The following is a 22906-nucleotide window of genomic DNA, read 5'->3' as shown; positions in this document are numbered from 1 at the left end:
TTCGATCGTATGTTCGGTACAGTTGAGGGCGGAATGAACGATATGAAACCAGTATCGGACCAGGATCGGGCAAACTGGGTGCGGTTGATCGACGACCATGAACGCATCGCGGATCAATGCGCGATACTCGCAGCACTTTCACAAAAGTCTAGCGCCGAGAGTGGTTTAGCATCGCGCAAGCTTATCGAGCTGGCCGTTTCGGTGGCCGACCACCTCAAGGTCGAGGACGAAGTGATCGATCGCACCGCGGTCGCGATGGAGGCGCGCTGCTCGTCCGACACGATTGCGATGATGGAAGAGGATCTCGATATCCTCCGTTCGGACTGGAAGGCGTTCATCGGTCGCTGGCTGCCGGTGATCGGGCCGGGCGACTGGAAGCTGTTCGGGATCCAGGCCGAGTCGATGATGAACCGGCTGCAGGAGCAGGTAAAGCTGGAGACGAAGCTGCTGTACGATCATGCGTTGCAGGACGGCGTGATGCCGGCCGGTAGCTTGGTGCTGCACTGATCGGGGAGAACTTCGCCGATCGCGGCTAGCGTCGCCGCTTCTTCTTCGTGGTGGCCGGGGGCGCGGTCGGCGTCGGTAGCGGTGGCTGCGCTATGATCTTCAAGACGAGCGGCTGCACCGCTGGGTTCGCCGGATAGAGCGATCGGGCCCGCGCGAACACGAAGCGCGCCTTGGCCGCGCCCGGCGCATCCGCGGTCGCGCCTACCCAGCGCCAGTGCCACGGCTCCCATTTGACGTGCTGCTTGTTACCACCCGGGAAGCTCTGTTCGAACCCGAAGCGCGGCGCATTCTTGCGCAGCCAGCGCGCGGCAGGGGTTGCCGCCATGCACGCTTCCGCATCGGGACACCCGTTCGCCGGGCGGACCGCGAAGTCGAGCGCGTAACCGGTCGAGTGCTCGCTATAGCCAGGGGGCGCGACCGAGATTGCGCGGTCGGCAGGATCGCTGCCGCCGCCGCGGCAGAATACCGCGCGCTGCCGGGCGATCGAGCGCTGGCACGACAGCGCTTTCAACTGCCCCATGACCGACGGATCGCCCTGCGCCGCCGCGAACAGGCGCAACAGGTCGGGCAGCATGTCCGCGCGGACGACGCACGGGTTGCCCACCGAATAGTATGACGGCAGCGTGACGAGTTCGGTTTCCGCGGCATCACCGTAGGGAAGATGTCCGAACGCACGGCCATCGGCGCTGATCGCGGCGCTCTGGCCTTCGCACATTTGTGCCTCGGCGACGGTCGGTGCCAGGACCAGCACAAGGGCAACTATACGGTGCAACATCGCGACGGCTCTGGCACGCAGGCGCTAATGATGGCAAGGGCGGCGGCATGCATGGTGAACGCGTACTCTTCCTCGACGGCGAGGCCCTGGTAATCGACAAACCCGCAGGGTTGCCGGTCGATCCGCCCCGCGATGGCTCGCTGAGCCTCGAAAATCATCTCGAAAGCCTGAAGTTCGGCTTCCAGCGCTGGCCCAAAGCGGTCCACCGGTTGGACCGGGATACGAGCGGTTGCTTGCTCCTGTCGCGTAATCCGAAGGCGCATGCCCGGTTACAGCAGGCATTCGAACAGGGTCTCGTCTCGAAGCGCTATGTCGCGCTGCTCGACGGCGTGGTCGAGGGCACGTCGGGTCTGATCGAGATGGCGCTCGGCAAGGTGAGCACCGCCGAGACCGGTTGGCGGATGGTCGAGGACCCGGACGGCAAGAAGTCACGGACCAATTGGCGCGTGCTGGAGATCAAAGACGGCCGCTCGCTGGTCGAGTTCCTGCCCGAAACCGGCCGCACGCATCAGATCCGCGTGCATGCCGCCAGTGGCCTCGGCGCGCCGGTGGTCGGCGACGGCGTCTACGGCAAGGCGGATGGGCTCGGCATGATGCTCCATGCGCAGCGGCTGATCGTACCGCGTCCGGGCAAGCCCGACGTGCTCGCCGAGGCGCCGTTGCCCGAGCGTTTCGCCAAGGCCGGGTTCGCGGACGAGGCCGCTCCGGTCGCCGATGGCGCACCGATCGCCGACGCGGTGACGACGCCCGACTCCACCGACTGCTGAGCGCTGAGGGGAGGGGGCTCATGGTCGCGATCCCGATTACCCGATCGATCTCGATCGACGACAGCGAGCTGATCGAAAGCACGACCCGCTCGGGCGGCCCGGGCGGCCAGCACGTCAACACCACCGACAGCGCGGTGATCCTGCGGTTCGACGTAGGCCTGTCGCCGGGGCTGCCGCTGGCGGTGAAGAACCGCATCGCGGTGCTGGCGGGCTCGCGCCTGACGCGCGACGGCGTGCTGGTGCTGCGCAGCGAAGGATCGCGGTCGCAGCTGCTCAATCGGCAGGAAGTCCGCGAACGGCTGGTGGCGCTGATCAAGGAGGCGACGATCGTCCCGAAGGCACGGCGCGCGACCAAGCCGTCCAAGGCCGCGAAGGCACGGCGCGTCGATACGAAGAAGGTGCGCAGCGGAGTGAAAGCCGGGCGCGGCAAGGTCCGCGACGATTGAGGGGGGGGGGCGGGCTGTTCTCAGCCACGCTCCTCATCCCGGCCAAGTTCGTCAGATCGCCAAGGTCGTCACCCCGCCGGTTTCGTCACCCCCCCCACCAAGTCCGTCACCCCAGCGAAAGCTGGGGTATCCCCGTGGTGTGCGCCGCCCGCGCCTCGATGATACCCCAGCGTTCGCTGGGGTGACGGAGGTGGTTGAGGATGGTCACGGGCGGGTGACCGTTGGGTATTGTGGGTTGGATGTCGGAGGCGTCGTGTTCGATCTCAAAACACTCTCCATTACCCCAAGCCCTGTTTTCCAGTTCCCCAACCCCTATCTCCGCGATCATCCGGCGCGAAGCCGACCAAGGAAGACGCCATGTACCAGTTCGACATCTCAGCCGGCAGCAAGGCCGATCTCTACCGCGACCTCCTCGCCGCCCTCGACGCGCTGACCGCGGACGAGCGCGATCCGATCGCCAACATGGCGAACGCCGCGGCGCTGGTGTGGGAATATCTGCCCGACCTGAACTGGGCGGGCTTCTACCGGCTGGTGCCCGAAGCACAGGGCGGCGAACTCGTGCTCGGCCCGTTCCAGGGCAAGGTCGCGTGCATCCGCATCCCGGTCGGCAAGGGCGTCTGCGGTGCCGCCGCCGCGACGCTGACGACGCAGCTGGTCGAGGACGTCCACGCGTTCCCCGGCCACATTGCCTGCGACGCCGCGAGCCGCTCCGAACTGGTCGTGCCGGTGACGAAGGACGGTATGCTGGTTGCGGTGCTCGATCTCGACAGCCCCGAACCCGCGCGGTTCGATGCCGAAGACGCCGCGGGATGCGAAGCGTTGGCCGCGTTGCTCGGCGAACGGCTCTGAGCACCTGATCCGTTTCGGGACGGTACGCTCGCTGGTGACTTGCCTGCGGCTTTGGTAAGCAACCCGTTAAGACATCCGGCGTTTGCGCGGGATGGGGTGGCGGAACCAGGGAGACGGACATGCGGAGCCTTTTGATCGCGAGCGCAGGGCTTGTCCTCGCCGGTGGCGGTGCAGCGGAGGCGCAGCAACGCCCCGGCGCCAGCTACGGCGTGCCGGGCGCGACGATGCAGGCACCGATGGCCAACCCCCGTCGGCCGGGACCGATGGCCGCGCGTCCGCCGATCGTTCAGACGTCCTCGCGACCGGTCGGATCGCCGCCGGTCGCCTCGCGCCGCCAGCCGCGCTGGGGCAGCAAGATCGGCGGGCGCTGGTGGGGTGGCGCCAACGCGCCCGGCGGCTGGGCCGGATATCGTCGCCCGCACCGCGGCTGGGCCGTGCCGACCTATTGGAACGCACCGCGCTTCTATATCGGCGACTGGTCGACCTACGGCCTTCCGCAGCCGCCGCAGGGCTATAACTGGGCGCGCTATTATGACGACGCGGTGCTGATCGACGCGCGCGGATCGGTCTACGACACGGCGAGCGACATCGACTGGGATCGCTACGATTCCAATGGGGGCTCCAACGGGTACGTCGCGATCAGCCCGCGCGACTATGCCGCCAACGACTCCGTTTATGCCGGGCCAGGCGACCGCGGTGCGCCGCGGCGCGACACCGGGCTCGGCGGCGCCGCGATCGGCGCGGTTGCCGGCGGCGTGGCCGGCAACGTCATCGCGGGTCGCGGCAATCGCCTGGGCGGTACGCTGATCGGCGCGGGCGTCGGCGCGGCGGCAGGCTATGCGATCGACAAGACCGAGGACCGGGGCCGTCCTGCGCCGCCTCCACCCCCACCGCCACGGGGGGCGGGCTATGGAGCGGGCTACGCACCGCCGCCGGCCTATGCCGGCGACTATGAATCGCCGGCCCCCGCCTACGCGGACGACTATGCGCCCCCGCCGTACGGCGCAGACTATGCCCAGCCACGCGGCTATGCGGTGGCGCCCGGTGGCACATGGGTTTCGCCCGATGGTGCGACGACGGTCACGACGACCAGCGGCGGTGCATATCCGGCAGGTTCGACGACGGTGATCGTGCAGTCGGTGCCGGTGACGACCACGACGACGACCACCACCGAATATTACGACTCCTATCCGCGGCGGAAGGTCAGGCGGCGATAAGGCCGGTTCAGCCGAGCATGCCGACGTAACTCTGCGGTGGCAGGGGCAGCATAACGCGCGCAGCTAGCCCGCCGCAGATCACGATCGCGAGCGCCGCCGCGCCGACGCTCAGCGTCCGCAGCGGCGGAGGCCGATCGGCAAGCAGGACCACCGCCACCGCGGTCGCGATCATCGACCACAGGTGATAGCGCAGGTCCGAGGCGATGCTGAGCACCGCGAAACTCGCTTCGAGCGCCAGCGCGGACACGAGCAGCGCCGTGACGAAGTCGCGCGTGGCGTCGCGTCGGCGCGACAGGCATGTCGCCAGCGCGGTGATCGCGACGACGATCCACGCGATCGGCCAGCCCAGCGGCGTCTCGACGACCGCGGCGGTCAGGCCTTCCCAGGCGCGGGCGGCGGCGTTGGGGTCGGCGAGGCCGAGCGTATTGGGTTCGGACGCGGTCGGCGGCGCGGCGCTCGGCCAGTGGAACGGCACGAGCCAGCGATCGGTCGCGTTCAGATGCGCGAAGCGGTGCGTCGCGTAGGCGATCGGGTGATGCAGCGCCGCGGACGCGAGCGTGACGTAGAGCGTCGCGGTCGGCAACGCTCTCAGCCGCGCCATCGTCGTCCCGCAATGCGCGTCGTCGCCGAGCGGATCCCAGAAGAACGGTTTCGCGCAGCGGCGGGCGATCACGGTGGCGGCTTCGGCCGGCGTCAGACCGATCGCGTCGCCGTCGGGCACGCGCGCGGCGATCCCGGCCAGGTCGAACAGCGCCTGCGTCGACTCCACGCCGCTGCGTTGCGCGCCGAGGACCTGGTGGTTGATGATCGGCGCGATGCCGAGCACGGCGACCACCGCGATCAGGCCGGTAACGGTCTTGGCGACGAGACCGGCGGGGCGCGGCGCGAGCGCCACCACCAGCGGCACGACGATGAACACGGCGTTCGCGCGCACCAGCACCGCATAGGCGAGCAGCAGCGTGACCGGGATCAACGCCGCGCGCGAGACCGGGCGACCGGCAAGTCTGTACCAGCCGACGATGCCGAGCGCCGCGAGCAACGCACCGGTCAGTTGCGCGTCCTTCAGCACGACGCCCTGCCAGCCGAGAAACGGTGGCAACAGGCCGACCGCGAGGATCGCGACGGCGCTGCGGCCCCGCCCGGTTCGCGCCAGCGCGGCCGCGATCAGACCGAGACCGAGCCAGTAGGTGGCGAGTTGCAGGACGAGCATCGGCTTGGCGCCGCCGCCGAGCGGGGCGAGCAAGACCCACAGCCGGACCATCGCGGGCGGGTGCCAGTCGTCGTACACCCGCGACAGCACCTGCGTATATTGCGCGACGGTGTCGTACATCGCGATGCCCGGCCAGAAGAGCGCGAGCGAGGCCAGGCACAATGCGGCGGCCGTGATGCCGATGCTGCGGGAGGAAATACGGCGCGCCCCAGTGTCGATCGGCATTGGCAGTTCCCGTACCCGGTTTGGCTGGTGCGGCCTTTCGGGAGGCGCGGGCGGCGGGTCAAGTGAAGTAGGGCCGAAACGAGACGGTTCGCTACCCGGGGGCGATGGGCTGGGTGATGGGATGCGTATCACTCAACGTGATTCCGACGATTGTCGGGATTCGGCGCCAGAAGCGTCGCGGGTGGCACCATGGGTCCCGACGTTCGTCGGGATGACGGCAAGGGGGGATGACGGCAAGGGGGGATGACGGGAAGGGGGGCGAGGCTCGGGCTCTGATCCTCCCCCGCCAGGGGGAGGTGGCACCGAAGGTGACGGAGGGGGAGGGGGAGGACACGCAACCGAAGGAGTCGCTTACCTCCCCCTCCGTCAGGCAAGCGCCTGACACCTCCCCCTGGCGGGGGAGGATGGAGAGGTCGCCTTAATAGTGGATCGCGCGGCCGTAAGCGGCGAGGACGCTCTCGTGCATCATCTCGCTGAGCGTCGGGTGCGCGAACACCGTTTCCATCAGCTCGGCCTCGGTCGTCTCGAGCTGGCGCGCCACCACATAGCCCTGGATCAGCTCGGTCACTTCCGCGCCGACCATGTGCGCACCCAGCAGCTCGCCGGTCTTCGCGTCGAACACGGTCTTTACGAAGCCTTCCGCCTCGCCCAGCGCGATCGCCTTGCCGTTGCCGATGAAGGGGAATTTGCCGACCTTCAGCTCGTAGCCGGCTTCCTTGGCCTTGGCCTCGGTCATGCCGACCGACGCCACCTGCGGCCGCGAATAGGTGCAGCCGGGGATGTTGGCCTTGTCCATCTGGTGCGGCGAACCGCCCGCGATCTTCTCGACCGCGATGATGCCCTCATGGCTTGCCTTGTGCGCGAGCCACGGCGCGCCGGTGACGTCGCCGATCGCCCAGATGCCGTCGACATTGGTGCGGCCATAGCCGTCGGTCTTGATGTGCCCGCGGTCGGTCTCGACGCCGAGCGCCTCCAGGCCGATATTCTCGGTGTTCGGGACGATGCCGATCGCGACGATCGCGTGGCTGAACGTCTCCTCGGTGACCTTGCCGTCCTTGCCCTTGATCTTCGCAGTGACGCCGTTTGCCGATGGCGCCAGCGCCTCGAGACCGGTCTGGGTCAGTAGCTTGATACCCTGCTTGGTCAGCGCCTTGTCCATGAACGCAGACACCTCCTCGTCCTCGACCGGCAGGATCCGCGGGAGCATCTCGACGATCGTCACGTCGGCGCCCATGTCATTGTAGAAGCTGGCGAACTCGACGCCGATCGCGCCCGAACCGATGACCAGCAGCTTGGTTGGCATCTCGGTCGGCACCATAGCGTGGCGGTAGGTCCAGATCGTCTTCCCGTCGGCCTTGGCGAACGGCAGGTCGCGCGCGCGCGCGCCGGTCGCGACGATGATGTTCTTGGCTTCGAGATCGACCGTCTTGTCGCCCTGCTTGACCGACAGCTTGCCCTTGGCCGTTACCGTGCCGACGCCCTCGACGACGGTCACCTTGTTCTTCTTCATCAGGCCCTTCACGCCCGCGTTCAACTGGCCGGCAACCTTGCGCGAGCGGTCGACGACCTTGGCGAGGTCGAAGCCGACATTGTCCGCCTTCAGGCCGTAGCTCTCGGCATTCTGCATATAGTGATAGATTTCCGAGGTGCGCAGCAGCGCCTTGGTCGGAATGCAGCCCCAGTTGAGGCAGATGCCGCCGAGCCGCTCGCGCTCGACGATCGCGACCTTGAGGCCGAGCTGCGAGGCACGGATCGCGGCGACATAGCCGCCGGGGCCCGAACCAAGGATGACGAGATCGTATGTGTCAGCCACGTAGACGTCCTTTGAAAAATCAGTTGGTTTCGGGCGGCACGGGCCGCGGTTTGCGGTCGTCGCCGACCGCCACGAAGATGAAGCGCGCCTGGGTCACCTTGCAGCTGTCGTTGCTGTGGCGCGCGCGGCGCCAGGCCTCGACCTCGATCGTCATCGAGGTGCGGCCAACCGCGCTCAGCTCGGCATAGACCGACACTTCGTCGCCGACGACGACGGGCATGTGAAACTTCATCGCGTCGGCAGCGATCGTGACGGCGCGCCCGCCGCTCCGTCGCGAGGCAACCGAGCCGGCCGCGAGATCCATCTGGCCCATCAGCCAGCCGCCGAAGATGTCGCCATACGGATTGGCATCGGCGGGCATCGCGGTGACGCGAATCGTCGGTGCTGTATTAGGGGGCAGGACGGTCATGCTGTACTCCTGCGGGATGTTGGTCGAGACGGCGGGCGCGGCGCAGCGGCCCCATGCCCATCACCACGGTCGCGACCATCGCCGCGGCCCCGCACGCCCAGATCACGTCCTGCCCGAGCGGATAGGACCACGCCGCCGCCCAGGTTATCGCGACTGCGACGACGAGCCCTGCAAGGATGTGCAGGATCTCGATCCTCGTCTGCTTCATGTCCAACACCCCCCTAAACCGTTCGTGCCGGGCGAAGTCGAGGTACATGAGTCTCATGCCCTTCTACTGCGCTCAGGACGAACGGGGCTGGGGAGGCGGTGTTCATGTCGGCCAGATTACGCCAGCATGCCCAGCGGGTTCTCGACGAGGTGCTTGAACGCCTTCATGAACTGCGCGCCGTCGGCCCCGTCGATCGCGCGGTGATCGAAGCTGCCGGTTGCCGACATCACGGTCGCCACGGTCAGTTCGTCGCCGACGACGTACGGACGCTTCTCGCCCGCACCGACCGCGAGGATCATCGCCTGGGGCGGGTTGATGACCGCGTCGAACTGCGTGATGCCGAACATGCCCATGTTGCTGATCGAGGCGGTGCCGCCCTGATATTCCTCGGGCTTGAGCTTGCCGTCGCGCGCGCGGGCGGCGAGGTCCTTCATCTGCGTCGAGATCGACGACAGCGAGGCGGTGTCCGCGCCGACGATGATCGGCGTGATCAGCCCCGACGGCGTGCTCACCGCGACCGAGATGTCGGCACGCTGGAAGGTGATCAGCTGGTCGGGCGTGAACATCACGTTGCAGGTCGGAACCTGCATCAGCGCGACGGCCTGCGCCTTGATCAGCAGGTCGTTGACCGACAGCTTCACGCCGCGCGATTCGAGGCTCTTGTTCAGCTCGCCGCGCAGCTTGAGCAGCGCATCGAGGCGGATGTTCACGGTCAGGTAGATGTGCGGAACGGTCTGCTTCGACTCGGTCAGGCGACGCGCGATCGTCTTCCGGACGTTGCTGAGCTTGGTCGCCTCGTGCGGGATGTCCGGCACGGCGGCGGGCTTGGCGGCGGGAGCAGGGGCCGCAGCCGTCGGAGCAGCGGTTTCGGTCTTCGCGGCAGGCGCCGCACCCGGCTTCGCGCTGTCGATGTCGGCCTTGACGATGCGACCCTTCGGCCCCGAACCCGACACGGCGCCGAGATCGATGCCCTTGTCGGCGGCGAGGCGGCGCGCGAGCGGGCTCGCCTTGACGCGCTCACCGCTGGCGGCGGGCTTGGCCGCACCGGCGTCGTCGGGACGGCCATGATCCTCGGCCGACGCTTCGGTCCGCTCGACCGGCTTGGCCTCGCTGCCGGTGTCGTTGGGATCCTTGGGATCGGGCTTGGCTTCGGATTCCTTGGCGGCCGGCTCGGGCGTCTCGCTCTTGGCAGGCGTCGACGAGACCGACGATGCGTCCTCGCCCTCTTCGGCGATGATCGCGATGACCGTGCCGACCTTCACATTGTCGGTACCCTCGGCGACGAGGATCTTGACCACCGTGCCTTCGTCGACCGCTTCGAATTCCATCGTCGCCTTGTCGGTCTCGATCTCGGCCATCAGGTCGCCGGATTTCACGACGTCGCCCTCCTTGATCAACCATTTGGCGAGGGTACCCTCCTCCATGGTCGGGGACAGGGCAGGCATCTTGATCTCGATCGACATGGATTTCCCCAGGGCGTGACGTAACGGCATGCCTACTCGCGCCCTCGCCCGCTCGGGTCAACCCCGTCGGCACAAGTGGACGGTCTTGCGTCGTGCGCGGCTTCGGGCCACCTACGTCGCATAACGGGGGCCAAAATGCGCATTTATCTGGTGGTTATCGACGACAGTCCCGAAGCCGGCATCGCGCTGCGCTTCGCCGCGCGGCGTGCGGTGAAGACCGGCGGCGGCGTCGAGATCCTCACCGTGATCCCGCCACAGGAGTTCATCGCGTTCGGCGGCGTCCAGGCGACGATCGAGGAGGAGGCGCACCTCCACGCCGAGGGGCTTGTCGCCGGGGCAGCGGGCACGTTGCTGGAGGAATCCGGGCTGCGTCCGTCGATCACGGTGCGCGAAGGCGAGGGGCCGAAGATCATCCGCGAGATGATCGAGGCGAACCCCGAGATCGCGGCGCTGGTGCTGGGGGCCGCAGCGACCGGTGCACCGGGCGAACTGATCGCGCATTTCACCGGTGCCGATGCGGGAGCGCTGCCGGTGCCGGTGATGATCATCCCCGGATCGCTGACTCGCGAGGCGATCGACCGGCTGAGTTGAGCCGCGTCAGCCAGCCGGGACGGGCGTCCTGGTCGTGAGCAACCGCTCGATACGCTCGATCCCGGTCTGGGTGAGTTGCACCGCATCGAGGTGGTGGTCGATCTGTTCGATCAGCGATTTCGCCTGGAGCACGCGGAGCCAGCGCACAAGCATGGGACGCGATAGGCTGAGCTGCGCGACGATCGATTCCACCGTCGCGATCCGGCTCTCGGCCTCTGCGACGTAGACGATCAGCAAACTCGCCCAGGCGTGGTCCGAAAACAGCTCGCCGCCCAATATGCTATCGCGCGACCGCATGACGGCGAGCAGATCCTTTGCCCGACGCCACAACCGATAGGGTTTGGTGTCCTCGGCCGCGAGTCCGGCAATCGCGGGTAGGGCTGGCGGCACGGTCGACAACGTGCCGAATAGGTGTCCGTCGCTGCAGCTGCCGATTCGCGAAACCTGGACTTCGAGCGTGATGACCGCGCCATCGCCGCCGATATAGCGTTTTCGTATTCGTGCCGAGTTCCCGCTGGGTTGGAGCGCCGCGACCTGTGCAAGATTGCGGGCGATGTCCCCCGGATGCGTGATCGACATATACGACAGGCCGACAAGCTGCTTCTGCGTGCGCTGCAATATCGTCGCGACGGATTCGTCGATTGTTTGGATAACCCCCGCAGCAGTCGAAACCGAATGACCCAGTATCATCTTGGCTCCCCGAAAACCCGATGCCGCGTTTGTTACTCTGCCTTAGCTATCTGAAACATAAAGCATAACTATAAAGTGAACTTATATTGATCTGCGTGCGGAGCTACGATCCACGGTGCTTGGCGGATGCAGGTCGGGCGCGTTGCATTTCCTGGCTTGAGCCGCGCGTCCGATGCGGGCACGATTGGCCATGCCCATATTTGCAGTCCCGCTGCTTCTCGCAGCCGCCGCCCCGATTTCCACCCCCCCTGCCCGGGTACCTGCGCCTGCCAGGGTACCTGCGCCAGCCCCGCTTCCCGCGCCGTCCGCGACCCGGCTCAAGGCGGACGTCACCGCGATGGTCGGCTTCGGCACACGTCATACGGCGTCGACCACCACCGATCCCAGGCGTGGCATCGGTGCTGCGCGAACCTGGGCGGCGCAGCGCTTCACCGCGATCGGCGCGACGTGCGGCGGCTGCATCACGGTCGAACGGATCGCCCGGACCTTCACCGGGCCGCGTGCGCCCACCGGGGTCGTCGTCGAGGACGTGCTCGGCATCCAGAAGGGCCGCGACCCCAACCGCGTGGTGATCGTCGGCGCGCATATCGACAGCCGGGTGACCGACGTGATGAACATCACCTCCGACGCGCCGGGCGCGAACGACAACGCGTCCGGCGTCGCGCTGGTGCTCGAGGCGGCGCGGTTGCTGTCGCAGCGCCGCTTCGATGCGACCATCGTCTACGCGGTGTTCTCGGGCGAGGAGCAGGGCCTGTGGGGCGCGGAATTGCTCGCCGATACCGCCAAGGCGCGGGGCTGGAAGGTGTCGGCGATGCTCAACAACGACATCGTCGGCAATACGGTCGGGCAGGGCGGGGTGCGTGTCGCCGATAAGGTCCGGGTGTTCTCGGAAGGCATCCGCGCCTCCGAGGATATGGTCGCGCAGCAGGGCCGCCGGGCCGAGGGCGGCGAGGACGATGGCCCCAGCCGTGCGCTGGCCAAGGCGATCGACGGGATCGCGGGCGACATCCCCGGTGGGCTCGACGTGATGCTCGATCGGCGGCCGGACCGGTTCGGCCGCGGCGGCGATCATGAGCCTTTCCTCAAATTGGGCTATCCCGCCGTGCGCTTCTCGGTCGCCGCGGAGAACTGGGACCGCCAGCACCAGGACCTCCGCACCGAGAAAGGCGTCGTCTACGGCGACACGATCGAAGGCATGGATTTTGTGTATCTTTCACAGGTGACCGCCATAAACGTCGCCACCCTCACCCAGATCGCCGACGCGCCCGCCGCGCCGGAGGACGTGACGATCGCCGGGGCGCTGTCGCGCGACACGACGGTCAAGTGGAGAGCGGTACCGGGCGCCGTAGAATATCGAGTACGCTGGCGTCACAACGACGCGCAGGACTGGGCAGAGACTCAGGACGTGAAGGGCACGGAAACGCTGCTCGTGCAGGTGCCAGTGGACGACAACTTCGTCGGAGTCTCGGCACTGTCGGCGAATGGCGCCGAAAGCGTAGTGAGTTTCGGAGGACGGGAGCGACGGCGGTAAGAGCGCCCTAGAGACAACTGCCCGCCTGATCCGAAGGTAAGCGTGGTCAGGCAGCAGCCGAGGCTTTCCACCGGCGATTGACGAGGGCGCGCGCGTCCGTGACCGACATGGGGCGCCCGAAATAATAGCCTTGGGCCATGGTGCAGCCAAACTGCTGGACCATCTTGTGCTCCACGTAGGTTTCGACGCCCTCCGCCGTCGTTGCCATGTCGAGGCTCTCGGCCAACGCAATCACTGCCCGCACGATCGCGACGGCTTCGCGAACGCCCTTGGCCGCGTCGTGAATGAAACTGCGATCGATCTTGATCGAAGAGAACCGCGTGCGGCTGAGATAACCGAGCGAAGAATAGCCGGTGCCGAAATCGTCGAGGCTCAGACGCACGCCAAGATCGAGCAGTCGCCCCAGCACCCGGGCGACGCCAAGCTCTTCGTGAAGGAACACGCTTTCGGTCACCTCCAGTTCGAGGCGCTCGGGAGCAAGCCCGGCGTTCGACAGTGCCGATGCAATGGTAGTGAGGAAGCCAGGATTCTGGAGTTGGTTTGCCGATATATTGACCGCGACGCGGATATCGGACGGCCATTTCGCCGCCTCCGCGCAGGCGGTGCGCACGACCCAGGCGCCAATCGGCGCGATCAGTCGCGCGTCCTCGGCGAGCGGGATGAACTTATTCGGCGAAATCGTTCCGAATTCCGGACTTTTCCACCGCAGTAGCGCTTCGAAACCCCTGATTTGTCCCGCTTTTGCATCGACGACAGGCTGATATTCGAGATGCATTTCGCCATTTTCGACTGCGGTTCGCAGCGACGCCTCCAGCACGCGGCGTTCCTCGGCCTGGGCGTGCAATTCAGGTTCGTAGGTACGAAACACACCACGACCCGCGTCTTTGGCGCGGTAAAGTGCGAGGTCGGCAGAGCGCACCAGCATTTCGGCGGTACGTCCGTCGCGAGGGCCAATTGCCAAGCCAATGCTCGCCCCGATGTAGAGCGTGTGGGCATCGATTTCGTACGGAAGCGAGAGCGACTCGATGATGCGCTGCGCGAGCCGTTCAATCGCGACGGTATCGCTGGCATCCCGGACGACAACGGCAAATTCGTCGCCACCCAAACGACCGCACAGATAGGCTTCACCCATCAGTTGATCGAGACGCTCGGAGACTCGGCCGAGCAGGCGATCACCGATCGGGTGGCCGAGTGTATCGTTGACCGCCTTGAAACGGTCGAGATCGAGCATCATGAAGGCGTAACGGCCGCCGGACCGATCGGCCTCGGCGATTGTCTTCACCAACGTCTCGTTGACCATCAGCCGGTTGGGCAGTCCGGTGAGCGTATCGAACCGTGCCATGCGGTTTATCCGATCAGCCGAGGCGCGTTGTTCGGTTATGTCGGAGGCGACACCAAGGAAACCGATAAATTCGCCGAGGTCGCCGAACCGCGGCGAGGCGGCGAGTTCCCACCAGCGATCCTGCCCGTCAATCTGTACCGGCAGGCGCAGATCCCGAAAGCCCTCGCGCGCCTTCAGCTTTTCGGCGAGCGTGCGCAGCCCCGCAGAGAAATTCCCCGTCTCCCAGGTCGGCCCCGCCAGGATCCGGAGGATCGGCATCCCCTCGACGTCGCCCGCATCGAGCCGGCAGGCATGGACGAAGCGCGCCGAGGCCCGCACGACCCGGCGCGCGGTATCGGTTTCCCAGAGCCAGTCGGCATCGGTCTCCTCGAATTCGCGAAGCAGCAGGCTGACGGTCTCGTCGCGTTCGCCCAGCGCGATCTCGCCGGCGCGGATCAGCACCAGCGCCCGCGCGCGGCTGACGCAGACGATCATCAGGATCGCCGTGAAGGCGAATATCCCCACCGCGGCCGCACCCGACCCCGCCATCGCGAGCTGGATGACCATCGCCGCGCCGAGATAGCCGAGGAAAATCAGCGTCGCGAGCACCAGCGGCGCCATCGCGAACGCCGCCGCCGTCATGAGCACGGCCAGCGTGATCCCCAGTCCGGCGGTCGTCCCCGCCGGGGCGTGCGTACAGAACAGCACCGGCACCGTGGACCAGGCCAAGGCGAGTGCCAACCCGTCCCAGCCGGTGTTGCGCACGTCGCGGACGCTCGCATAGCCATCGCCGCGGCGGTGCGTCGCCAGACGACGCAACGCGACGGCGAGGGCAATCGCGACGACCGACGCGAACCAGGTCGCGATCTGCCAGAACGGCGAGAGGCCATCGAGCAACGCCGCGGTCGCCATCGCCGCAAAGACGTTCGCGGTCAGCAGGAACATCGCCATCTGCCGCCCCGCGAACATCTGCGCAGCGCGAATGCGGCTCCATTCGGCCGGATCCGCGCCATCGCGCAAGCCCAGCAAGGTGGGAACATCGACGCTGGTCCGGCGCGATAGGAAAGGCGATTTGGAACTCACGACGTCGGTTTTAAGACACGGTGGTTAGCGGAAAGTTTGCATGGCACCATAATGGATGCAATCGCTGGCCAGATCGGGGCTAAGTGACGGCCCGGTCGGCCTTTCTCGGCAGAAATTTATTTATGGGACGGCGATGTTACGCCGCGATGTCGTAGGGTTTGATGTCGCCGCTGAGGTAAAGATTGCGCGCCTTGGCCCGGCTCAGCTTGCCCGACGAGGTGCGCGGCAGGGTGCGCGGCGGGATCAGTTCGATCAGGCAGTTCATGCCCGTCACCGAGCGGACGCGCTCGCGAATCTCGTCGCGCAGGCGCAGGCGTTCGGCTTCGTCCGAGCTGCGGCACTGGACCAGCACGGCGGGCGTTTCCTCGCCGCCCGGCGTCGTGATCGCGAATGCGGCGATATCGCCGGCCTTGAAGCCGGGCAGCTGTTCCACCGCCCACTCGATGTCCTGCGGCCAGTGGTTCTTGCCGTTGACGATGATCATGTCCTTGGCGCGGCCGACGATGTAGATATAGCCGTCGGACATATAGCCCATGTCGCCGGTATCGAGCCAACCGTCCGCCATGCACGCGTCAGTCGCGGCGTCGTCGCGGAAATAGCCGACCATCACCGACTTGCCCTTGCACCAGACCTTGCCGATCGCACGCTCGGGGAGGGGGGTGCCGTCCTCTTCGCGAATCTCGATCCGCATGTCGCGGACCGGCTTGCCGCAATTGACGATCGCGCGGTAGCGCTGCGGGCGGTCACCGCCGCGCGAGCCGCCCGAGAGCTGGGTTTCCTCGACCAGTTCGACCCTGATGCCTTCGCCCGGTGGCATCAGCGAGACGGCGAGCGTGGCTTCGGCGAGGCCATAGCTCGGCAGGAAAGCGCTGGCCTTGAAGCCCGCATCGGCGAACGCGTCGACGAACGACTGCATCACGTCCGGGCGGATCATGTCGGCGCCGTTGCCGGCGACCCGCCAGCGCGACAGGTCGAAGCGGTCGCTTGCCTTGGTTTGCGACGACATGCGGCGCGCGCAGATATCGTAGCCGAAGGTCGGCGAATAGCTGAGCGTCGTGCCCGTATTGCGGCTGATGAGATCGAGCCACGCGAGCGGCCGGCGCGCGAAATCCTCGGTCTTGAGATAATCGGTCGAGACCTGGTTGGCGATCGGCGACAGGAAGCAGCCGACCAGACCCATGTCGTGATACCAGGGCAGCCACGAGACGCAGCGATCGGTGTCGCAGACTTCCATGCCGTGGCTGTGCGCGGCGAGATTGTTGAGCAGCGCCGCGTGCGTGATGACGACGCCGTGCGGGAAACGCGTCGAGCCGCTGGAGTATTGCAGATACGCGATATCGTCGGGCTTCGCCTCGGGCAGCGTCGCGACCGGCGCATCCTTGGCGGCGAAGTCCGACCAGTCGATGCCGATCGTGCCGGACAGCCGCGCCGCTTCACCGGCCATCTGCGCGAGTTCGGGCGGGAAGATCAGCATCTTCGGATCGCAGCTCGCAAGCTGGACGCGGAGCTGTTCGATGTACGAATCGCGGCCGCCGAACGAGGTCGGCAGCGGCAGCGGCACGGGCCACGCACCTGCATAGACGACGCCGAAGAACAGCGCCGCGAATTCGGGGCCGGTCTCGGCGACCAGCGCGATGCGGTCGGCCGGGCCGACACCGGCGGCGATCAGGCGATCGGCCATCGCGCGGGCGTCGGTGCGGAGCTGTGAATAGGGATAGGGCTGCGACAGCGTTCCGCGGGCGTCGTGAAAGTTAAGGCCGCGGTTACCGCTGGCGGCGTAATCGAGTGCTTCACCCAGCGTGCCGAAATCGGCGAAACGGCGCGGCAGGGCGTCCTCGGTCGGCGTCGCGACGATCGTCGCCGCGGTCTGGCCGTCCTTTTGAAGCGTCTCGGTCGTCATCGCAGTTCCTGTCTCTGGCGTCGTGCCCGGCATGGCGGCTGAACGCATCTCACCTATTTCTAGTCTAGCCGTTCAACTTCGGGTGTCAGTGTGGCACAATGATGGCGTGTCCGACGATGACGATCCCGATCGCGCGGCAGAGCGCCCCAAAAGCCGTGGCAAGACGGGCGCGTCGGGGCTCGGGGGCGGGCGCGGAAGCACGCGAGCGGGCGGGCGGGGGGACGGGCGGGGGAGCGGGCGGAAAACCGAACGCGCACCACCCAAGCCGCTTGATGCCGCGGCGCTGGAGCGGATGGCGCTTCGCTATGTCGAGCGGTTCGCGACGACCCGGGGGCGGTTGACCGACTATCTGATGCGCAAGCTCCGCGAGCGCGGCTGGGACGGGGGGGGCGACGCGGCGCTGGCCGAGCCCGCCGAACTGGCGCAGCGGATGGCCGAGCTCGGCTATGTCGACGACCGCGCCTTCGCCGAACAGCGGGCTGCTGCGATGCAACGACGCGGACTTGGTGCGCGCCGCGTCGCGGGGGCGTTTCGCGAGGCGGGGATCGACGAGGGCGACGCGGAATCGGTGGCGCCGGCGATCGCGGATCGCGCCGTCGAATCCGCGCTCGCCTTTGCCAGGCGCAAGCGAATCGGGCCGTATGGCAATGGCGACGGGGACCGGAAGCTGCAGGAAAAACAGCTCGCGGCGATGATGCGGGCCGGGCACCGGTTCGATCTTGCGCGCAAAATTGTTGCTGCACCGCCGTCCGATGCACCCGAATCGGTGGATTTCGACTAAGGACCGCATCGGATTCATTGCGGTTGCGACGAAGCGTGCTAGCAAGGGGGTCAGGGGTGTAACAATGCGTAATGAGACGCAGCAGGATGCGGATATGACGGCACCGGCCGGATCGGCGATGCTCGGGATTCCGGGGTCGATCTCGGGATCGGTCGCGGGACTGGTTTCGGGGCCGGTTTCGGATGCTGCGGAACGACCGGTTTCCGGGACGGCTGCGGCCGTCGTCGACGCGCGTGCGATCGGCGGCGTGATCAAATGGTTCGACGTCACGCGCGGCTTCGGCTTCGCGGTCGCGGACGACGCGACCGTCGGCGATATCCTCGTGCATTTCTCCGTCCTGCAACCGCATGGCCGCCGCAGCCTGCCCGAGGGCGCGCGGGTCGAGACGCTGTCGGTGCAGCGCGGTCGCGGATTCCAGGCGCGGGAGATCGTCTCGATCGACATGACCAACGCGGTCGAGGAACCGGTTCGCGCGCCGACATCGCCCGACCGGATCGATCCGATCGCGATGATCGATGCCGCCGGGCCGTATGAAGCGGCGTCGGTCAAATGGTTCAACCGTTTGAAGGGCTATGGTTTCCTGATACGGGCCGCCGATGGCAGCGACATCTTCGTGCATATGGAAACGCTGCGCCGCGCCGGAATCGAATCGGTCGAACCCGATCAGCCGCTGCGCGTGCGCGTCGTCGACGGGCGCAAGGGGCCGCTGGCCGTTGCGGTCGAAGAGGATCCGGGATGAGTTTTGTTACCAAGGCCGTGTTGGCAGGGGTGCTGGCGCTGGGCGCCGGCGCCGGGGGTGTCGCGTACATGAACAGCGACACTAAAGCGGATGTGGCGACCGTCGCCACGGTGCCGCTGGTGATCAAGAGCACGAACGGGACGCACACGTTCAGGGTCGAGAGCGCCAAGACGCAGGACGAGCAGGCGCGCGGGCTGATGTTTCGCACCGACCTGACGCCCGACGGGGGCATGCTGTTCTGGCCCTATCCGCCGACGGGTGGCGCGCCGGTGGCGGCGAGCTTCTGGATGAAGAACACGCCGAGTTCGCTGGATATCCTGTATATCCGCGCGGACGGGACGATCGCGCGGATCGCCGAGAATACGGTGCCGTTTTCGGAAACGCCGATCCCGTCGGGGGAGCCGGTCGGGGCGGTGCTGGAATTGATGGGCGGCAGGGCTGCGGAACTGGGGATTGCCGAGGGTGATCTGGTGACGTGGGACAAGGGCGCGAAATAGGCGGGGCTGACTGCGGGGCTTTCCTTTTTGCGGCGGCTCGCGGGGATGAAACTGCGGGGATGAGACTGCGGGGATGCCTAGCGAGCAAGCCTACCACCCCGGCGAAGGCCGCGGCCCGATTGGGTGACGTTGCTGGCTGACGCTGCGCGCTGTTACTGCAACCTTGCCAATTGGGCCGCGGCCTTCGCCGGGGTGGTTGGGGGGAGTGATAGGGTCCTGTCAGACGGGTTGCGGTTGGCGGACCTGTGAGATTCTAGGACGGGCCCGGTCGGCTGTCCCCAGCAAGCAGGATTGTTTCCCCGTGACGGCGGCGACCCAGACTGGGCTCCCACCTTCGCGGGAGACCAAGCGGGGGTATTGGCGCCGGGATTGCTGTTTCCACGGCGGATTTCACGACCCTCCCCCTGGCGGGGGAGGGTCTTCGCGCTCCCTTGCGGGGGGATCTTCTAAGGACTCCGCGACCCGCTTCCGATGATCATGGTTGAAGCCTGCCCCCACTCGGGTTAAGCGCGGCGCATGGGCTTTCTCGCATCGACTTTCACGTGGTGGAACGGCGCCACCCTCGGTACCAAATTCGGCTTGCGCAGCATGGCGAAGATGGGTGAGGACGCGCTCGGCAACGTCTATTACCAGGGCGGCAAGGACACCGCCGGCAACCCGCGCCGCTGGGTGATCTATCAGGGCGCGACCGACGCCAGCCGGGTGCCGCCGGCGTGGTTCAGCTGGCTGCATCACCAGGTCGACGACGTGCCCGATCGCGCGCTGCCGCCGGTCCGCACCTGGCAGAAGCCGGCCGTGCCGAACATGACCGGTACCGCGCTCGCCTATCGGCCGTCGGGGGCGCTCGAAAAGGGCGGCAGGCGCGCCGCCGCGACGGGCGACTACGAAGCCTGGACGCCCGAAGGGTGATCATGCGCTGGCTCGCTGCGGCCGTGTTGGTCGTGGCGTTGGCGGTGGGCGGCTGGTTCGGATACCGCGCGCTCACCACGCCGGCGACGCCGGTGGTCGCGGTCCAGCAGGACCTGCCGGGCGCGGACGAGTCGGGCAATTCCTCGATCGAGACGATCGAGACCGGTACCGCGGCGATTGCCAATGGCGGCACCCCGATGGCGCAGCGCGTGGCGGTGCTCGGCCTGCTCAACAAGCGTAACGGCGAAACGCGTGAGGTGACGCTGAAGCCCGGCCAGGCGACGCGGATGGGCGATGTCGTGCTGCGCCTGCGGGCGTGCGAACAGACCGCGCCGTGGGAGCAGGAGCAGCTGACCGGCGCGTTCGTCCAGGTGCTGGTGCGCGGCGTCGACACGCATTGGCGGCGGACGTTTTCGGGCTGGCTCTACAAGGAACGCCCCGCGCTAAACGCGGTGCAGCATCCGATCTACGACGTCTGGACCAAGAGCTGTGCGATGACCTTCCCGGCGACCGGGCCGGATACCGCACCGGTCGCCGACGCCTTGCCCGCCAAGCGGTCGAGCGCGCGGAAATCGCCGGCCGAGGCTGCGCCGACGTCGGACGATGCGGGACCGAGCGCGCCGTCGAGCGCGGCACCCAGCAACGCCACGTAATCCGCGCGGTCGATCTCGATCGCGCCGAGCGAGGCGAGATGCGAGGTCTGGAACTGGCAGTCGAGCAGGGTGAAACCGCCGGTGCGCAGGCGAGCAACGAGGTGCGCGAGCGCGACCTTCGAGGCGTCGGTGGCGCGGCTGACCATGCTTTCGCCGAAGAAGGCGCGGCCGAGCGACAGGCCGTAGAGCCCGCCGACCAGCTTGCCGCCGTCCCAGCATTCGACCGAATGCGCGAAGCCCATCGCGTGGAGGGTCTGGAAGACGCGTTCGATGCCGTCGTTGATCCATGTCTCGGGCCGGCCCTCGACGCTTTCGGCACATAATTGCACGACTCGTTCGAAGGCGGTGTCGACGGTGACCTGAAAACGGTCGGCGACGATCGTCTTCCTGAGCGAGCGCGAGAGCTGGAAGCCGTCGAGCGGGAGGATGGCGCGGCGGCGTGGTTCGACCCAATAGACGCTGGCGGCGTCGCGGCTGTCCGCCATCGGGAACACGCCGACCGAATAGGCGCCGAGCACGAGTTGTGGATCGAGGATGTCGCTCATGCGGCGAGCGTGTGTTCGATCCGGCGCCACAGATCGGCGAACGCCTGCGCGGCGGCCGACCGGGGCGCGAACACGCCGACCGGCGCGCGCCTGACCGCCATCGACTCGATCCCGCTGGCCATCGGGATGACCGGCCAGTCGGGGTGCCGCGCGAGTGCCTCGGCATGGAGCGCGCGGCGCCGGTCGACCATGACATGGACGGGGAGGAGCGGCGTGCGGCCGCCGAGATGCTGGACGACCGCGTCGTACGCGCGGGTCGAGAGCGGGGAGGGGATGACGGGAACGACGATCAGGTCGGCGGCGCGCATGACCTGGTCCGCGGTCTCGGTCAGGCCGGGCGGGCAATCGAGGATGACGCGGTCATAGGTCTTCAGGTCGCCCAGCAGCTTGGCGAGGCGCTTTTTCTTGTCGAGATCGTGGAACAGCTGATCGAGGCCGCGCAGCGACGCGTCGGCGGCGATCAGGTCGAGATGCGGGTAGGCGGTCGGCCGCGCCTGCCTGGCGACCGCGACGTCCTTCGAGAACATCGCCTGCGCCTGGTCCACTTTGCCCGGACTGCCGAGCACCCAGGTCGAGGCGGCCTGGGGGTCGAGGTCCCAGAGCAGGGTGCGGCGGGCGGACAGGGTTGCGGCGCACCAGGCCAGGTTCACCGAAAGCGTCGTCTTTCCGACGCCGCCCTTGAGGCTGTAGATCGCGACTGTTGCCATGCCGCTACGGTGCCGGTCCGCGGCGGCGAGGGCAAGAGCGTGCGGTACAAAGAAAAACGGCCGGCGGATGATCCGCCGGCCGTCAAAACTTTCGATATCGCGCCTGGATCAAACGTAAATCATGCGTGGCAGGTCTGTGCCGACTTGCCGGGCGCGGTCAGCGTGACGTTGGTGTCGTCACCGGTCATCGACCAGCCGCCCTCGGCGGTCTTCGGCGCGCCGGCCACGTCCGACTTCAGCGTGGTTGCGGTACCGTCCTTCTTGGTGCGGACCCGGGCCTGCTTGTCGCCCTGGAAGAACGTCACGTAGAGCAGGCTGTTGTCCTTGCAACGCAGCGTCACCTCGGACTTGATGGCGGGCGGCAGCTCGACCGGCGCGGCGTTCGCCAGCGTGTTCGCCATCGGGTCGGGATTGGTATCCACCACCTCGGGCGCGGCGGGCTGGGAGTTGCAGGCGGCCAGCGCAAGCAGCGCGGCAACGGCGGAGATGGGGAGGATCTTCATAACGGAACCTCGCTTCGCGCATGCAGCATGGAGCGTCAAGGATTATGGTCGCCGCCACCCACGGCCAGCGATGCTCAAGCGACGAACCGGTGCCTGCCGATGACGAACCGGATCGGTGTCGAGGGGCCGGATCGGTATCGAGGGCCGGACCGGTATCGAGCGCCGGATTGGTATTGAGGGCATGCGAGGCGCGAGCGAAGCGATCAGGCCGTGCCATCCCGCTCGGTAGTATCACTTCGCGCCGCCACCCGGTCCTCGAGCAGGGCCAGCGGAGTCGCGATGTGCGCGGCGATCAATGTATCGCCGACCGACTCCATCATCGCCAGCGCTTCCCTCAACAGCGTCAAGGCCTCGAGATAGGTTTCCACCATCAAATTCCCTGCAAACAAAAGCCGCTTCGCATAACGCGAACCAGCAAGATCAAGTCTGTCAAATTAACATGGGTTAGGTCTGGTTCCACGCTGTTTTACGACAGTGCCACTGGTATATTTGCGCGTCGAGAATGTCATCACGGCAAATGCGTACAGAGAAATCGAAAAAATTCGGCGTGAACCGGGATGGTGGCTC

General features: G+C 67.0%; 24 protein-coding genes and 1 pseudogene. 12 read left to right on the top strand and 13 right to left on the bottom strand.

Going from position 1 to position 22906, the window contains the following annotated elements:
* Positions 1–42 precede the first annotated feature (42 nt).
* The gene (locus tag EQZ23_RS06050) at positions 43–507 is read left to right on the top strand and encodes a hemerythrin domain-containing protein (protein ID WP_164913388.1); all 465 of its coding nucleotides are present in this window, start codon (positions 43–45) and stop codon (positions 505–507) included.
* A 25-nt stretch (positions 508–532) separates the two neighbouring features.
* Here EQZ23_RS06050 and EQZ23_RS06045 read toward each other — a convergent pair whose 3' ends face one another.
* Positions 533–1258 carry a M15 family metallopeptidase gene (locus tag EQZ23_RS06045; RefSeq protein ID WP_240663305.1) on the bottom strand — a complete coding sequence of 242 codons (726 nt, stop codon included), beginning with the start codon at positions 1256–1258 and terminating at the stop codon, positions 533–535.
* 71 nt (positions 1259–1329) lie between these two features.
* Between EQZ23_RS06045 and EQZ23_RS06040 the strand changes: the two genes are divergently transcribed.
* The 4 genes from EQZ23_RS06040 to EQZ23_RS06025 all read left to right on the top strand — a co-directional run bounded on the left by EQZ23_RS06040 (position 1330) and on the right by EQZ23_RS06025 (position 4561).
* A complete protein-coding gene (locus tag EQZ23_RS06040) occupies positions 1330–2049 on the top strand; it encodes an RNA pseudouridine synthase (RefSeq protein ID WP_128453450.1) in 720 nt (239 codons plus the stop codon).
* Entirely contained in the window at positions 2043–2495 is a 453-nt protein-coding gene (gene arfB / locus EQZ23_RS06035) for an alternative ribosome rescue aminoacyl-tRNA hydrolase ArfB (RefSeq protein WP_346427810.1), read from the top strand. Before EQZ23_RS06040 ends, arfB begins: the two co-directional genes overlap by 7 nt.
* A 357-nt stretch (positions 2496–2852) precedes the next feature.
* The gene (locus tag EQZ23_RS06030; protein ID WP_128453449.1) at positions 2853–3344 is read left to right on the top strand and encodes a GAF domain-containing protein; all 492 of its coding nucleotides are present in this window, start codon (positions 2853–2855) and stop codon (positions 3342–3344) included.
* Positions 3345–3463: 119 nt separating this feature from the next.
* On the top strand, positions 3464–4561 hold the full coding sequence (locus EQZ23_RS06025) for an RcnB family protein (RefSeq protein ID WP_128453448.1): 1098 nt from the start codon (positions 3464–3466) through the stop codon (positions 4559–4561).
* A gap of 7 nt (positions 4562–4568) precedes the next feature.
* On the opposite strand, the gene EQZ23_RS06020 is transcribed toward EQZ23_RS06025, so the two are convergent.
* The 5 genes from EQZ23_RS06020 to EQZ23_RS06000 form a co-directional block, all read right to left on the bottom strand.
* The gene (locus EQZ23_RS06020) at positions 4569–5996 is read right to left on the bottom strand and encodes a hypothetical protein (protein ID WP_240663303.1); all 1428 of its coding nucleotides are present in this window, start codon (positions 5994–5996) and stop codon (positions 4569–4571) included.
* 418 nt (positions 5997–6414) lie between these two features.
* Complete coding sequence (gene lpdA / locus EQZ23_RS06015) at positions 6415–7809, bottom strand: dihydrolipoyl dehydrogenase (protein ID WP_128453447.1); 1395 nt, start codon at positions 7807–7809, stop codon at positions 6415–6417.
* Positions 7810–7828: 19 nt separating this feature from the next.
* Complete coding sequence (locus tag EQZ23_RS06010; RefSeq protein WP_128453446.1) at positions 7829–8218, bottom strand: acyl-CoA thioesterase; 390 nt, start codon at positions 8216–8218, stop codon at positions 7829–7831.
* On the bottom strand, positions 8199–8426 hold the full coding sequence (locus EQZ23_RS06005; RefSeq protein WP_128453445.1) for a hypothetical protein: 228 nt from the start codon (positions 8424–8426) through the stop codon (positions 8199–8201). The genes EQZ23_RS06010 and EQZ23_RS06005 overlap by 20 nt, the downstream gene beginning before the upstream one ends.
* Positions 8427–8542: 116 nt before the next feature.
* Positions 8543–9889, bottom strand: coding sequence for a pyruvate dehydrogenase complex dihydrolipoamide acetyltransferase (locus EQZ23_RS06000; protein ID WP_128453444.1), 1347 nt, complete (start codon positions 9887–9889; stop codon positions 8543–8545).
* 135 nt (positions 9890–10024) lie between these two features.
* On the opposite strand from EQZ23_RS06000, the gene EQZ23_RS05995 reads away from it, so the two are divergent.
* Positions 10025–10480 (top strand): universal stress protein, encoded by a 456-nt coding sequence (locus tag EQZ23_RS05995; RefSeq protein ID WP_128453443.1) that lies wholly within the window; start codon positions 10025–10027, stop codon positions 10478–10480.
* 6 nt (positions 10481–10486) lie between these two features.
* On the opposite strand, the gene EQZ23_RS05990 is transcribed toward EQZ23_RS05995, so the two are convergent.
* Positions 10487–11170: a PAS domain-containing protein gene (locus tag EQZ23_RS05990; RefSeq protein WP_128453442.1), complete on the bottom strand. Its 684-nt coding sequence runs from the start codon at positions 11168–11170 to the stop codon at positions 10487–10489.
* A 190-nt stretch (positions 11171–11360) separates the two neighbouring features.
* Here EQZ23_RS05990 and EQZ23_RS05985 point away from each other — a divergent pair, with 190 nt between their 5' ends.
* Positions 11361–12701, top strand: a complete 1341-nt coding sequence (locus EQZ23_RS05985; RefSeq protein WP_128453441.1) for a M20/M25/M40 family metallo-hydrolase — start codon at positions 11361–11363, stop codon at positions 12699–12701.
* A gap of 46 nt (positions 12702–12747) precedes the next feature.
* Here the strand turns inward: EQZ23_RS05985 and EQZ23_RS05980 are convergent, their stop codons facing one another.
* Both EQZ23_RS05980 and EQZ23_RS05975 read right to left on the bottom strand, forming a co-directional pair.
* Positions 12748–14991: an EAL domain-containing protein gene (locus EQZ23_RS05980; protein WP_128453637.1), complete on the bottom strand. Its 2244-nt coding sequence runs from the start codon at positions 14989–14991 to the stop codon at positions 12748–12750.
* Between the two features lie 250 nt (positions 14992–15241).
* Complete coding sequence (locus EQZ23_RS05975; protein WP_128453440.1) at positions 15242–17005, bottom strand: fatty acyl-AMP ligase; 1764 nt, start codon at positions 17003–17005, stop codon at positions 15242–15244.
* A 106-nt stretch (positions 17006–17111) separates the two neighbouring features.
* On the opposite strand from EQZ23_RS05975, the gene EQZ23_RS05970 reads away from it, so the two are divergent.
* The 5 genes and pseudogenes from EQZ23_RS05970 to EQZ23_RS20540 all read left to right on the top strand — a co-directional run.
* Positions 17112–17786: a RecX family transcriptional regulator gene (locus tag EQZ23_RS05970; RefSeq protein ID WP_346427809.1), complete on the top strand. Its 675-nt coding sequence runs from the start codon at positions 17112–17114 to the stop codon at positions 17784–17786.
* A 64-nt stretch (positions 17787–17850) separates the two neighbouring features.
* Positions 17851–18525: a cold shock domain-containing protein gene (locus tag EQZ23_RS05965; protein WP_240663301.1), complete on the top strand. Its 675-nt coding sequence runs from the start codon at positions 17851–17853 to the stop codon at positions 18523–18525.
* Complete coding sequence (locus EQZ23_RS05960; protein ID WP_128453439.1) at positions 18522–19022, top strand: DUF192 domain-containing protein; 501 nt, start codon at positions 18522–18524, stop codon at positions 19020–19022. Before EQZ23_RS05965 ends, EQZ23_RS05960 begins: the two co-directional genes overlap by 4 nt.
* A gap of 516 nt (positions 19023–19538) precedes the next feature.
* Complete coding sequence (locus EQZ23_RS05955; protein WP_128453438.1) at positions 19539–19931, top strand: NADH:ubiquinone oxidoreductase subunit NDUFA12; 393 nt, start codon at positions 19539–19541, stop codon at positions 19929–19931.
* A gap of 2 nt (positions 19932–19933) precedes the next feature.
* Positions 19934–20362 (top strand): annotated as a pseudogene (locus tag EQZ23_RS20540) (DUF2155 domain-containing protein); the annotation flags it as partial.
* Positions 20363–20397: 35 nt separating this feature from the next.
* Here the strand turns inward: EQZ23_RS20540 and aat are convergent.
* The 4 genes from aat to EQZ23_RS19750 form a co-directional block, all read right to left on the bottom strand.
* On the bottom strand, positions 20398–21129 hold the full coding sequence (gene aat, locus EQZ23_RS05945; protein ID WP_128453437.1) for a leucyl/phenylalanyl-tRNA--protein transferase: 732 nt from the start codon (positions 21127–21129) through the stop codon (positions 20398–20400).
* The gene (locus EQZ23_RS05940) at positions 21126–21836 is read right to left on the bottom strand and encodes a ParA family protein (RefSeq protein WP_128453436.1); all 711 of its coding nucleotides are present in this window, start codon (positions 21834–21836) and stop codon (positions 21126–21128) included. The genes aat and EQZ23_RS05940 overlap by 4 nt, the downstream gene beginning before the upstream one ends.
* Before the next feature lie 119 nt (positions 21837–21955).
* Positions 21956–22339: a hypothetical protein gene (locus tag EQZ23_RS05935; protein ID WP_128453435.1), complete on the bottom strand. Its 384-nt coding sequence runs from the start codon at positions 22337–22339 to the stop codon at positions 21956–21958.
* A gap of 203 nt (positions 22340–22542) precedes the next feature.
* Entirely contained in the window at positions 22543–22710 is a 168-nt protein-coding gene (locus EQZ23_RS19750; protein ID WP_164913387.1) for a hypothetical protein, read from the bottom strand.
* Positions 22711–22906 lie beyond the last annotated feature (196 nt).

The sequence above is a fragment of the Sphingomonas sp. UV9 genome (assembly GCF_004101245.1).
Lineage (GTDB): Bacteria > Pseudomonadota > Alphaproteobacteria > Sphingomonadales > Sphingomonadaceae > Sphingomonas.
This window is presented reverse-complemented; position numbering and strand designations above follow the sequence as displayed.